This is a genomic window from Burkholderia sp. B21-005 (assembly GCF_020843965.1).
In the GTDB taxonomy this organism is placed as follows: domain Bacteria; phylum Pseudomonadota; class Gammaproteobacteria; order Burkholderiales; family Burkholderiaceae; genus Burkholderia; species Burkholderia ambifaria.
In genome coordinates, this window is the sequence record NZ_CP086302.1 from 2,049,660 (window position 1) to 2,062,831 (window position 13,172).

The 13,172-nt window shown below is 56.1% G+C and carries 13 protein-coding genes and 1 pseudogene; 1 reads left to right on the forward strand and 13 read right to left on the reverse strand.

Going from position 1 to position 13,172, the window contains the following annotated elements; genetic code table 11:
* Nucleotides 1-5 precede the first annotated feature (5 nt).
* The 12 genes and pseudogenes from LMA02_RS35450 to LMA02_RS25670 form a co-directional block, all read right to left on the reverse strand.
* Nucleotides 6-521 (reverse strand): annotated as a pseudogene (locus LMA02_RS35450) (S49 family peptidase); the annotation flags it as partial.
* Nucleotides 522-580: 59 nt separating this feature from the next.
* Nucleotides 581-1,840: a phage portal protein gene (locus LMA02_RS25620; protein ID WP_228908028.1), complete on the reverse strand. Its 1,260-nt coding sequence runs from the start codon at nt 1,838-1,840 to the stop codon at nt 581-583.
* A gap of 4 nt (nt 1,841-1,844) precedes the next feature.
* Nucleotides 1,845-2,030, reverse strand: coding sequence for a hypothetical protein (locus tag LMA02_RS25625; protein WP_228908029.1), 186 nt, complete (start codon nt 2,028-2,030; stop codon nt 1,845-1,847).
* A complete protein-coding gene (locus tag LMA02_RS25630) occupies nt 2,027-3,739 on the reverse strand; it encodes a terminase large subunit (RefSeq protein WP_228910010.1) in 1,713 nt (570 codons plus the stop codon). Before LMA02_RS25630 ends, LMA02_RS25625 begins: the two co-directional genes overlap by 4 nt.
* Before the next feature lie 225 nt (nt 3,740-3,964).
* Entirely contained in the window at nt 3,965-4,264 is a 300-nt protein-coding gene (locus tag LMA02_RS25635) for an H-NS family nucleoid-associated regulatory protein (protein ID WP_175701168.1), read from the reverse strand.
* Nucleotides 4,265-4,495: 231 nt separating this feature from the next.
* Nucleotides 4,496-5,083, reverse strand: coding sequence for a hypothetical protein (locus LMA02_RS25640; RefSeq protein ID WP_228908030.1), 588 nt, complete (start codon nt 5,081-5,083; stop codon nt 4,496-4,498).
* Between the two features lie 183 nt (nt 5,084-5,266).
* The gene (locus tag LMA02_RS25645) at nt 5,267-5,950 is read right to left on the reverse strand and encodes a hypothetical protein (RefSeq protein ID WP_175783904.1); all 684 of its coding nucleotides are present in this window, start codon (nt 5,948-5,950) and stop codon (nt 5,267-5,269) included.
* On the reverse strand, nt 5,934-7,430 hold the full coding sequence (locus LMA02_RS25650) for an N-acetylmuramidase family protein (RefSeq protein ID WP_228908031.1): 1,497 nt from the start codon (nt 7,428-7,430) through the stop codon (nt 5,934-5,936). Before LMA02_RS25650 ends, LMA02_RS25645 begins: the two co-directional genes overlap by 17 nt.
* A gap of 43 nt (nt 7,431-7,473) precedes the next feature.
* Complete coding sequence (locus LMA02_RS25655) at nt 7,474-10,374, reverse strand: type VI secretion system Vgr family protein (protein WP_324251302.1); 2,901 nt, start codon at nt 10,372-10,374, stop codon at nt 7,474-7,476.
* 620 nt (nt 10,375-10,994) lie between these two features.
* Complete coding sequence (locus LMA02_RS25660; RefSeq protein ID WP_228908032.1) at nt 10,995-11,462, reverse strand: hypothetical protein; 468 nt, start codon at nt 11,460-11,462, stop codon at nt 10,995-10,997.
* A gap of 38 nt (nt 11,463-11,500) precedes the next feature.
* Nucleotides 11,501-11,749: a phage portal protein gene (locus tag LMA02_RS25665; protein ID WP_228908033.1), complete on the reverse strand. Its 249-nt coding sequence runs from the start codon at nt 11,747-11,749 to the stop codon at nt 11,501-11,503.
* Nucleotides 11,750-12,195: 446 nt separating this feature from the next.
* Nucleotides 12,196-12,495: a DNA-binding protein gene (locus LMA02_RS25670; protein WP_175663081.1), complete on the reverse strand. Its 300-nt coding sequence runs from the start codon at nt 12,493-12,495 to the stop codon at nt 12,196-12,198.
* Between the two features lie 146 nt (nt 12,496-12,641).
* Here LMA02_RS25670 and LMA02_RS25675 point away from each other — a divergent pair, with 146 nt between their 5' ends.
* Nucleotides 12,642-12,860: a hypothetical protein gene (locus LMA02_RS25675; RefSeq protein ID WP_228908034.1), complete on the forward strand. Its 219-nt coding sequence runs from the start codon at nt 12,642-12,644 to the stop codon at nt 12,858-12,860.
* 59 nt (nt 12,861-12,919) lie between these two features.
* On the opposite strand, the gene LMA02_RS25680 is transcribed toward LMA02_RS25675, so the two are convergent.
* Nucleotides 12,920-13,159: a transcriptional regulator gene (locus LMA02_RS25680; RefSeq protein WP_228908035.1), complete on the reverse strand. Its 240-nt coding sequence runs from the start codon at nt 13,157-13,159 to the stop codon at nt 12,920-12,922.
* Nucleotides 13,160-13,172: the final 13 nt, after the last annotated feature.

The following is a 13,172-nucleotide window of genomic DNA, read 5'->3' on the forward strand; positions in this document are numbered from 1 at the left end:
GAGACATCGAGATGGTTGGCGATCACGCCAATGGACCCAACGCCCGACGTGCGGCTGACGATCACCTTCGAAGCCGCGGCAGCGATGAGATAACCACCTGAGAAGGCCGAGAAGTTGACGATGGCCGTGATCGGCTTGACCAGCGATGCAGCTCGAATGTCGTCAGCCAGCTCGAACGCACCAGTCGCGCTGCCACCGTTGCTGTCGATATCGAGAACGATATGTTTGACGGCCGGATCCGCAACTGCCTGATTCACGGCAGTACGCAAACCCTCGTAGCTGGTCATCGGCTCGCATGGATTCATATGCGCCGAGCGCGATACCAGAATTCCCGATACCGGAATGATGTCCATCCCGGTATCGGCCACCAAAGCACGGCGACGCTCCGACGCCGCAGCCATCTGCGCCCCACTGTCGAACTCGTCATCCTCCATGATCTTCGGCTGCACGCCGTTCACGGTCAGGTTGACGATGTTCAGGTTGAGTGCCTGGTTCGCCCACTGCACCGCGAGAGACATCATCGGGTCCGTGACGAGCTGCGGCTGATTGAAAATCAGACTTGCGAGCCTGAGGTGCGGTTTCAAGATAGGATCCTCCCAATTTCGTCGATCTGCGCTTTCGTCGGCTCGGTCTTCCCGGCGGGGAATTGCTGCGGCTTCGACGCATCGACCATGTTCATCGGACTCAGGTAGATGTCGCCGCCCTTGACCGGCGGCATGTTCTCAAGCCGCCGAATGTCGTTAATCGACAGCCAGCCCCACTGGCGCCCGACTGCATACGCGGCGTACCGCGACGATTGATCGCCACGCAGCAGCCCCGCGAGGTTGTATTCGATGAAGTACTGCTTACGCTCCGACGGCAGCAGCAGATCGCGAGTCTTCGCCTGCTCATGTCGTTTGACCCACGGCAACAGCGTGTAAATGACGAACTGGATTTCCTGATGCTCGATGTTGCTGAACGTCGCTCGCTCCAGCTCATTCACCATATGCGCCGGAATCTTGTATATCCGCGCGATGTCGAGCGCCGACAGTCGCAGCGCGTCGATCAGCGCTGCGTCGACGTTCGTCATCGACAGCGGCCTGAACGTCATCCCCTCCTGCAGAAGTGCGACTTTCTTCGCGTTCCCGGATCCGCCGAACTTCGCATTCCAGCCGTCCGTGATTCGATCCACACTGGCCTGATCCTTCAGCGCCGGACTTTCCTTCGGCCTCTCGATCACACCCGATAGCGTGGTGCCGTTCATGAACGACTTGCCGGCGTACTGTTGAATTGCCTGCGCATGCCCGATTGCGTTTGCGTGAAGCAGAACCGGCGACAGTCCGGTGTAGCCGTTGATCGACATCCAACGCACGTGATGCACCAGCCGCCGCGGCATCGGATCGGAGCCGTGGACTCGATAGACGGGCATCAGGTCCGAGCCCTTCATAACCGTCACGGACTCGTTGTCGAGCGGATACAACCCCTGAATGACGCCGTCCTGATCGCGGTCGATGAAGCTGTAGCTGTTGCCGCGCAAACCTACTGCGACCTGCGATTGCTCCTGATACTCAAACGGCGTCTGCCACGGGTTCGGCGCGTATTTCAGGATCGAATACAGGGGGTGATCGATCGCCGGCTTCCTGTCGTCCCCCGAGCGCTCATACAGCTCGATCGGCAACTGCGCGATGCTCTCCGAAAGCAGCGTGACGCAGTTTTGCAGGACCGTAAGCGACAGCGCACTTGCCGGAGTCACAACCTGTCCTGCATCCGAGCGAGAGCTACCAAGTAGCGCCGACACCCACCCTCCGGAACCCACCTGCGTCTGACCGAGGTTGGACAGCAATTGCCTACTGAAGAACATAGCGCTACTCCCCCGACAGAACAACGCGCGCAGCACGAGCCGCCGCAAGATCCGCAAGGAACGCCCACAACAGCAGCAAGACGCCCGCAACGATGAGCCCGATGGGTAGGCTGATCAGCACCACGCCCGTCACTAGCAGCGCGAACCCGAGCAGGCCGGCCACCCAGGCCGCAATACCAATTGAATTCAAACACCCACTCCTTGATCGTAGATCGACTCAGAATTGACTCGATCGGCCAGCATGGCTCGACCTATCGCCATGATTAGCGCAACCGCGCCGTCGATTTTGTTGTCGTTGCCCTGCTTGATTGGGCGCACCACATCGTCATTTCCCGGCAGGTTCTTGCCGATAACGTTGCTGACGCACCAGGTCATGATCGGGTTACCGTCGTGATGGAACCGGCCGGACGTAATCGCCGCCTCCAGCTCCTTCATCGGGTCCGACATGTTCGTGTAGTTCTGCACGATCGTGACCGGCGTCAGCCCTTCGTCTTCGAGTTGATGCGAGAGGTTCGTCGCGCCGTGCGGGTCCAGCGGCGTGCATTGCACCGGGCATATCCGGTTCGCGTCCTTTGCCTCTTCGAGAATGTCACGGTAGTCGATCTCCGCGCCGTCCGTTTCGAGCAGAAAGCCTTGATTGACCCACGCCTGATACCTCTCCGCCATACGACGGTTCTCGGTATTGCGCACCGTGTCCTCGGGCACCCAAAATCTCGGTGCAACGCAGAAGTAGTGCCGCCTCCCGTCGATGTCGCGCCAGAAAAGCCGGGCCATGCTGTTCAAGTCGAGCTTGCGCGCCATGTCGAGCGCCAGCACGCTGTCTTGCCCCTCGAACTGTTCGAGAGTCAGCGCGCGGTCTTCGCAAGCTTTCCAGTCTTCGAGATTGAAGAAACCGGCCTTGGCCGACGTCCAGACATTCAGATGCTTCGTCTTGAACGTGTTCGTGAAGCGCGCTGATTTGATCGCGCGCTGCTGCTGGCTTTCCAGATACTCCTGATAGATCGAAATTCCGATATTCGGATTGGCTTTCTCCAGCACACGCGGATCGGTCCAATCGTCACCTTCGTCAATCGTCCAGATCCACCCGAAAAGCTCGTCGTCGGGAACCGTCCCCTCGAGCATTTCGATCACCTGCCGACGCTTGTCGTAGCACGGGCCTTCGATGTTCGCGCCGGCCGTCGTGATGATGAACATCAGCGGCTGTCGACGGGCGCCCATGCCAGTCAGCATCGTTTCGTACAGTGCGGCGCTGTCATGCTCGTGGTACTCGTCCACGATCGCGCACGAAGGCGATGCACCATCGCCGGGGTTGCCGATGATTGGTTCGAATCGACTTCCGTCGGCCGGCTTATTCATGTTCGAGGCATTAACCTCGATTCCAGCCGATTCGATGAGCATCGGCGAGCGCTTGACCATCAACTGCGCCGGCCGAAAAACTTCCCACGCCTGCTTTTCAGACGTCGCGCCGGAATAGACCTCCGCGCCAAACTCATCATCAAGCACGAACATCCCGATACCGACGCCAGCCGCGATCACGGATTTGCCGTTCTTTCTCGGCACCTCCCAGTAGCTCTCGCGAAACCGGCGCTTGCCGGTGCGCTTGTTGGCCCATCCGAAGGTCGCCATCAGGCCGAACTTCTGCCAAGGCTCGAGCGTTACCAGTTGCCCCTTGAACGCCCACTCGCCTTTCGTGTGCGGCAGCAGTTCAATGAGCTTGAGCTTTCGCTCCGCGGCTTCCGGATCGAACTTCCAGCGGAAATCCTTCTTTCGGCTCGCCGCAAGGTCGTCAAGGTGGCGCTTGCAAGCAAGTTGCACATACCGGCAAGCGACGCGCTTGCCGCGAACGACTTCTCGCGCGAACTTGAGCCCCTGCTCTACGCGCGGGAAATTCGTCGCCATGTCGCAGTGCGTCTTGCCGTCTGCGACGAGCGCACCGCATCCCCGGTGCTTACAGGGTTTCATCGGGCGTGTCGGCATAGACGTACCTTGTGGCAATTTTTTGCGCGTAAACGAACAAAGCCCGCGCGGCGAACCGGGCGGGCTTCATTTGGGCGCACCTCGCGCCCGACGTCGTCAATATAGCGAAACGAGGGCGGGTTTACAACCCCCAACTACTAAAAAGATTTACCCCTCGATCAGGAATCGGTTCCGGTTCTTGGCATCCTTGATCCAAGCCGGCGCGCGGCCGCGGCCTGACCAAGTCACGCCAGTCTTCGGATCACGGTACTTCGCCTCCACAGGCACCGTCTTTTGCTTTGCTAACTTGCCACGACGCGCACCGAAAATGTCCTTCTCGGTGATGCCGTACTCCGCGACCTTAGCACGAATGTCATCGATAGTGGATTGCATCTCGGCCCGGCGCGCAGCCTCTGCTTTCTCGGCCAATGCCTCCGCTTGGGCTTTCAGTTCTTTGTAGGTCGCCATGCATTCCTCCAATTGTTGTGTTGTGCATATGATAGACGTTTTGATTTATGCGAAGGAGCACATCGATATCCTGCAAGTGCGGGTTCCAATGGAAACCTCGGTTACCCGCAGGAAGCCGCGCAACTTTCAGAGGTGCGGCACCTGACCGCAAGTGAGCTCGTCGACCAGACCGAGCTACTCGACTCACTGCCGACGAGTCGCAGACGTTTTGCAAGCCGGTCTAGACAAAAACTACTTCTTGCTTTCGACGAATGTACTGCCGTTGTAGCGATACTCACGGGTGGCGGGTCCAGCATCATCGATATTGGTCCATGCAATCTTGAACCCGGGGGAGCCGTCTAGCCATTCGATCGCGAGGTACGGGGAGCGATTGTTCACGTCGGTGTCGAGCGACACGCTATTCAAACAGCTTTGCACGGGCATCGCATACTTCGAGGCGGCGACATTTCCCTTCATTTGCAGGACGTAGAGGGTACCCTCCTCTCCCGAGCCGCAGAAGCCCATCGGATTGTTGCTGGACGACTGGTTCACAACAACTAATACGAATTCCTTCCCGTCGACGACTTTCGAGCTCGCCGATGGGAACCCGATACTCGATGCGGAAGCTACGGCCCGACGAAGTGCCGGCGGCAATTGCACCGTTGCCGAGCGATGGTGTCCAACATCGACTTCGACCAAGTGCTTACCGTCTTGTTGCATCTCATGGCCATTCGATAGCCGGATCGAATTAGGTGCTGCGGTCTCTGCGAACGCGCTTGCGGCAATCGAAAGTGCCACTGCACACAACCACCACTTAGTTTCAGAGAGTGTGATCGGCATTACAAATACCTGAATATGCCCGTCGATGCTCTCTGCTTTGAACAGCCTTCATCTTTTGCATTCTTCCTTGTCGCGCTCATGAACTCTGTGAATCGCACCGGGAATCGCGGAGGCCATAAGATAATCCGCTTGGCTCTCCCCGCAACCAGTGAGACGTCCGAGTAGCCGTCGCCAGCTTCGCTTTCATTCGGCGCCTTTAGGAAACGGATCAACCAAATCGGCCGTCCGTACCCATCCAAACGTAATGCGCCCCTCACTCCTCGGCCCGGCACCAACATACCGAATGTATGAAAAATCACCTTGCGTCTTTAGTGCAACCACCCCATCTCCATAGACAAGATAAGACTTTCTCGCAATAAATTTTCCATCACGATTATCATAAAAAATCGTTTTTCCCTTCGCAATCCGAATCCCGATCGCCGGCACTTGTTGTGTTACTCGATAGCTGACTGACCGATAGTCTTTAGGGCCAAAGGTGAAAGTTCCCGTCGCATTTTCGCACCCAGCTTGACCGGCTTCAGTTTGTATCACCCATTCATCGTCGCGCCGATATAAGTTCGCTTTGATGTCGAACGCTTTGTTTCGGTTCGCAAAATTCGGTGATTTTTCACCCAAGACAAAAGTCAGCAATGGCGTAGCGATATAGTCGTCGACGTTTTTGGCATCCAATTTACCCCGATCTTCCGCGAACAAGAAGCTACAAGAAAACTTCGCATTCCTTGAATCATAGAGGCCGGAGATTGAGCTACCATCACGAAATCCGATCAGACCAGGTTGATCAAATATTATGGCCTCGCCAGCAAAACACAATGGCGCCGACAACGATGCGACAAATAATAGCGCAATTGATTTACTTGAATTGTTCATAGAATTTTTTGAGATTGTTAGCATAATCAGGGTTCTTCGTGCGCCAGCCTCCGCCATTATATGACGTTGCCACCTGCTCCCAATCGTGATTCTTCAATCCTTCAACACCAGCGCCCTTCTCTTTCTTCATGAACGCTATAAATATCTCCATTTGCCCGTCCGTTCCAGACATAAATTTATCGGCGAACTCGGCTGGCGTTGCACATCCACAGGATGAATAATACTCACCAAGAATCTGAAATCCACCCCAAGAGCACGATTGTATGGCGACATCAAAATCTAGAGCTGCTGCGCGAACCAGCTTCTCATATTGGTTAAGGTTGCCTCCGCCGTATTGATCTCCGTGCGGGAAGCAAAGGTCAGGAAATTTTGGATAGGGGTTCTCGGGAGGCCCCTTTTTCTTGGGCGGATGCGTCTTCTTTTTTGGCGCACCGTTTGCCTTCTCGCCCTTCGAGTCCGCCGCCTTCTTTTCCGCCTCCCGTTCTTTTTCCTCCGCCTCCTTGTCGCGCTTCTTTACGGAGAGGTCGAAGAAGTGTCTTCGCTCATAAAGTATAGGCGGGAGTCCATTTTCCAAAAATGGATGTCCTTGAGATTCTTGTTGAACCAACGCTTTAATGGCGGCGACTTCTACATTAAGCTCGCTTGCCATACGCTGATACTGGGAATCAGAAAAGAACTCTGGTTTGGGGTAACTCAACCTCGAACCAAAAACACTGAATGCTACGGTACGCGGCTTGCCGGTATCCACCACTTTATAGTGATGCTCAATCGTAATCTTAGTCTTTTTCTTGTGAGACTTTGGATCAATAGTGACTTCTTTATTTTTCTTAGGAAAGTCCTTGCTCACCTTGCCTTGCTCGGTGACCTTTTGCGTCCATGCGATGTACTGACCGAATTCCTTAATCAATCGCTCGATCGTCATGACCTCCCCTTCTTTAACAACAGGAAGATCGAGATTCTGTTCAAATTCGTCTTTCGGCGTCAGTTTAGTGGTGGCATCGAGATGATATTCGGGACTGACAATGGTAAAAGCACTAATATCTTTCTTGGGTACAATCTGAGCTTTCCATGCATATTCCCCTCGACGGTTTTTCACAAAAACATCGATCGGCTGGTTGCGAGCCGCATTTGTGATCGTCACTGCGAACCCATCCTTGTCGGTGGTCGCTTCCGTCTTGTTGTCGGTAATTGGCGGTGACGGTGTAGATGTCGGTTCGGCTTTGCCATCCGATGGTGTTTGCGCGGGTGCCGCTCCCGCCGCGTCGTTCGTCGCGGGAGCTGCATCGTGAACCGTCGCAGAGTCGACGCCGGTTTGCCATGGAGGCGCCGGCGGTGTGTTCTTGGCGGCTTTCAACTGCACGAAAAGACCTTCGATGGGCTTTTGCAGCACGTCGCGGAAAAGCACGGTCACTTTGACGGAGGCCGCCGGTTCAGGCTTGGCCTTCGGAGCAGGCGCATCTGCTGGTTTTGCGTTCGACACTACTTCTCCTTATCGATTTCACTAAGGTCGAATGTTGAATCAGTTAAGATTCCTGTTGCCCGCCGTCCGAGTCTTCTATCTCGTCGTCGTCCAGTTCATCATGATCGTAAGCATCTTCAATCGCGTGCCAGTCGCCGCCACCGATCTCGCACTTCACCTTTGTTGACGTCGGCGTGCGGACGATCGCTGTTTCACCGTCGAGTAGCCCGCCCTGCTGTTGAAGCGTTCCGTCAGGTAGATAAATGCGATAAGTCTGCGCGTGTAGTGCTTCCCCGACACCGAGATTTGCGACAACCGATGATATGTCGAAACTCTGCGTATATTCGTGGGTAAGGTTCTGCGGCAAAGTACTCACCGGAAGCGGCGGCATGGAATAGCGCATGCTGGCCGGCCCACTGAACGAATGTTGCGCGCCCTTGAACTCGACGGTCCCCGGAGCGTGCCCGCGGATATTGCCACCTTCAAGCGTGATCGAAGCACCACCTGCCGTGAGCACCAGCTTCCCGCCCGCGGCGATCTCGACATCGCCTTGCGCCAATAGTTTGAGAACTTCTTTGGCAATCACCTCGACATTCGCGTCATGGGACTGGATCTGCACGGGCCCCTTGGTAAATAACCTAATCGCCGTCTGCGAGAACATCCCGATTGCCTTGGCGGCATTTACGATGAATGCTCCAGCAGATCCGATGTGCGTGTTCAGGCCGCTGACCAAATTGATATGGCGATCGGCTGTCATGTGCAGCGAGTCTTGCGTAGACGTGCCGACGCCGAACGGACTGGCGAGCAGCAAAATCGCCTTCTTGAACGCATTCGCGCTGCCTGTCCCGCCACCAGCCGTGCGCCCGCCCCCGGCTTCCGGCGCCTCAGACTGCTGGGTGGCATCAGTGAACAGTTTGAGCGAATCGTGGCTGTCCTTGAGGCTGTCTGCGTGGTGCTGGACGCCAACGTTCGACAGGGTCTCAACAATGCTCTCGGCGCCGATCAATTGGCGCTGTGCTTCATTGACGTCGAGCTGATCATCGTTGTGCGCCTTCGGATGCGTTCCGATATATACACCGCGATTAGCCCGCACACCGAGATAATCATCGGTATGCAGCAATGCTCCTTTACCGAGGTATCGGCCCCGCGCATTGTTATTGCCTGCGTGGTCGATCAGGATTCCTTGATGATACAGGCTGTAGCTGTTTCCAACCTTACCCGTGTAGGTGGTGAGTCGCGTAGCACCCTGATTCGTGGAATCGTCGTGCACGAAAGCATTGTATGCGCCGCTCCTGCCGAAGCCACTCGACATGAGACCCGACAGCAGGACGTTGCTATGCCACTGGGGCGGCGTTGTCTGGGACGGCAGACGACCCAGTACATATGGCCGATCGCAATCACCTTGAAAATAGTCGACTAGGACCCACTCATTCTTGCGTGGCACATGTACGCCACCGTATCCGTATCCAGTATCGGCTTGCATCACCAGCAGCGGAGGCGATGTTTGCGTAACGTCCGTTCCGCTACGCTGGTCCCACGGATAAACCACGAAGATGCGATTGCGCTCGTCTGCCCATGCTTCTTCGTTATCGGGACCCGTCACGAGTGCGTGCTCGGCATGCATCAGCGGCTTCTTGTGCTCGAACGGACTACGATACTCTACGTTGGTGCGCTGCGATTCCACTTTCACTAGGTAGACACCGGCCTGGCCGTCGACAGGATTGGCCCGTGAGCCGAACTGACTACCGTGCTCCCGGCGCAAGTCCGACAAAGTGCTCTGTAAACTCAGTGGATACGTCGCGGCGTGATTGGATAGCGGCACATTGTTTTCAATGAACCACTCAACCTCGACGACCATGAACTCTCGAAGGTTCGGATCGACCGTCATGTGCCGCGTATGATGTTCGAGGGTGAAGCGGGAACCAGCATCCAGCCACCGCACACCCCCGAGGCCGATATATCGGCGAGCTGCAGAAGTCCAAGCCTCAGTGCGGTTGGAGGCGCGTCGTTGCCCTTCGTTCGAGGTCGGATAGCCATACGAAAGGGCTTCGCGTACGATCATCGGCGCATACGGGATTTCGCGCTTCACTTGCTGACGTCGCTCTTCCGTCATGTACGTGATTGCGCTGTCGCCAAGATCGCTGCGCACAGAGTAATTCTGTTGAGGATTCTTGTAATTGAAGGACGTCGTCGCATACGCGAGGCTTTGGGCCGTCTGCGTCACTGCCCATTGCGTAAAACCATCTATCTCTCCGCCGATTGCAGCATTGCAAAATTCGATCGGTTTCGCTTCGGGTAAGGCGGAAAGCCGGTCGACGACAACGAGTGTCGACACGCGCGGATCCTCTTCATATTGGACGGGCGCATGCTCGAAATAAAAGTACCATCCTTCGTCCTCGAGGATCCGATGGAAGAAGTTCAGATCCGATTCACTCTGGCGGGTGTACGACCGCACGCGTGGCTCATCCGCCAGAGCGAAGCGGACTCGCCCGGCAAGTTGCGGGTAAGCACTCAGTAATTCATAGAGAATGTCCTGCGCGCTTTTGTTGAACCATTGGTCGTTCTTGCTCGCCTTGCCAAGAAAGAATAGCGCCGACTCGAATTCAACTTGGTAAACGGTCAGATTTCCGTCTTGCCCGAGCGTATGGAATTTATGTACGAAGCCATGAATCGGCCGATAAGTTGATTCTGCAAAAGGCGTTGAGGTCTGCTGGACAAACAGCGTGACTGGCTGGTGCTCGAGCTCCAGATTGTCGATATCATCGCGCAGCGATACGACGTCGACCACCCACCGATAGCCTCGCCCGACTCTAGACCACCCCTTCGCTCGCACGGGGATGAGGGTCTGCGCCCCCAATTGGGAACGGAACATGAGCAGTCGTTCATGCTGCATCAAGCCCCGATGTATCGACTCGTAGAGCGTGGTTGCCTGCGATCCGGCGGGACCGACGGGTGGAAGAACCATTTTTTGTTCCTTGTCTCTCAGGTTCGACCGCCAAAGACGCAACGCCGGCGACGGTCAGCCAATGCGACGAACAGTCGCTCGCGCGATTCTATCCAAAAATGGATGAAACGGCCTCTGAGACTCGGTTTCTAACAATGGTTGATGCTTTATCTAGATACGAAACAAGGAATTGTTGCGCGTTTTACGTATAGTCCGTAATCTATTAGAAAGCTTCGGGGATAAACGATATCGACGTCCGCCGGGCCCTCGAAGACTTGTCACAGCCTCGCCAAATTTTCGTTGTCTTAGCAATCCCTCAGTATGAGCATGACGTCCACAGGTGAAGAAGACGACAAAGTTCTACGTGTTGTGCGCGGGTCTTCAGGATCCACTTCCTGACTACCGTGACCAAGAAGGGGCCGCGATGGCAATGCTGAACACCCTCGTTTTACCAGTGAATGCATCAAGACGCTTGTGCTGGTATCACGCAGCCGCGCTTGGCCACCGCGGCTGCGGCACGCGGTCGATCGCAAAGTCGCAGAGCATCTTTCCTTCTAGCCACTTCGGACGACGGAGTCGGCTCGGCTGGATTCTGAGGAAAGGCGCCCTAGATCATGGATTTTCGTTGTTTACCACGAACGCTAAATCTGCTTACCATGCTCCTCGACACGATATCTTTCGCTTTTCTCGGCACCTGACAGCATTCCTCGCCGCCGAAGAGTCATGCAGATGGAGCGCTTGGCCTGCTGATACAACTCATGTATGTCCGGCTGTCCATACGCCCTCGCATCATGCCAAACGGACGCAGCGCAAGCTCGGTTCATCGCAGCGACCGTCTTAGCCTTCATATGACGCTGAATCGCCGCACGCTCTTGCCAAGACAATGCGTCGATACACAGGTCAACTTGCTCGGCGCGTCGCTTGGCCGCCTTCCGATCCGCCTCTTCCGCCCGCTCGTCGGCCGTAAGCGCACGCTCGGATTCGGAGAAGCCACGGCACGACGGATCGACACGGCCATAGCCGAGGCTCGGCACATACCCCGCCTGCCAGGCGTACCATTCGTCAAACAGCGCTTCGATCTGGTTGCTTTCGTCGATCGTCATGTTCATCCTATTTTCGATTTGCTTGAGACACCGGTCGTTAGTCGTTACATGACGACCGTGAAGTTGATGCCGTAGTGCGTGAGCCAATCGCCGATCGCATGGCGCATCGTCCGGTTGCGGGGCCATGGAAACGCTATCTGCGTGCCATGTTCAGTCTCGGTGATCTCACCGCTGAACGGACATTCGTCGAAGGCGATGAGATCCGCTTGGGTTACGCCGTCAAGATGACGGATCGCGGACGTCAACAGCCGTTCGGGAACGTCGCTGTACAAAATGCATGCTGCCGCACTCATCACCTATCCCCCAAATCCATTACCTGCGCACCGCTCTCAAGGAACTGGGCGAGTACACGAGACTTCCTGTTTTCAAGGACGTATGCCCTTGTTCGGAACACGCCAGGCGCCACCCATCGAGCGTCAATCTGCGGGATGTTTGCCCGCCACATATCGGGAATGAACGCATCCACTTCGACGGCCGCAATCAACTGCCGCTTGACGGTAGCGAGCCGTCGAGAGATTCGTACGCCCCGCAAGACAGACACTTGCGCGGGTACATCGGATGTTGATTGGTGTCGCGCACGATGCGCTTCACCTCGTCGGACAGGACCGGATTCCGCTGTCGGACTTCGTCCTGCTGGAAAATCGGATTGGTGTTCATAAATTCAAATTTTTTAGGATTACTAAACCAAGACAGAAGCACTCTCCGTCGAAAACGCTTTTGCCTAGGCCCGTCGCTTACATCACCACCGACCGCCACACTCCCCGAACCCTTCCCGCGCGCAGTGGCAGTTCACGCCCACCTTGCTCATCGTCGACAGCCCGTCCAGGTATTCCCGCGAGACGACACGCAGTTCCAGCGCGTTCAGCCCCGCGTCGATCTTCCCGATGGGAATGCCAAGCTGGCCGGACAGGAAGCGGCTGACCTGCGATTCGTCCCAGGCGAGCGCTTCGGCGATCGGCCCGCGGCTGCGCGGATCCGTCAGTGCTTCACGGAAAGCTCGCTCGATGCTCGGCTTTCGGACAAATTCAATCGTGCTCATACCAACTCCATAGAAATCAAAACTGCTTGAATGCGATTGCAGGTGGCCTTGCGTAACCTGCAATCACTGACACAATCGGATGCGAACCACCGCTATGCGAAAATCGAAGCTCCTTACCTCCTCAACCACCACACAACGGGGTTCGCATGACCATCAATTTCGATTCTCATCGGGTCGACGTTTCATGCCCGAAGTGCAACAAGAAGGTCTCGGAGACACTCGGACGGCTGAAGCGCGATCCGACACTCACCTGTCCGTCCTGCAAATCCGACATTCGTATCGACGCGAGCCAGTTCCGCGAAACCGAGCGGGCCCTCAACAAGCAGATCGAGGATCTCAAGAAGTCGCTCGGGAAACTTCGATAGTTCATCAAGGGCATTGCTCAGCGCGCAGGCGTCAACGACCAGACGGACAGTCGGCGCGCTCATGCGATCTCCTTCTGTTGAGCAAGCTCGGGCCAAATCAGATGCCAGTCGTCAGGACGAAGGTCGCGGCGCGAAAGCCGCCCCCCGCTGAATTTCTCGATCTGAACGCATCTCTTTTCAGAGATTGCGCTTAGTCCGGACGCCATCTGAGACAGATACGATGAGGAAACACCAAGGAACGCAGCCAGCTTCGAAGCTGTTCCGCGCTCGCTCGTCGAGATGAATTCTTTGAGGTTCATGGCCGGCAGTTTA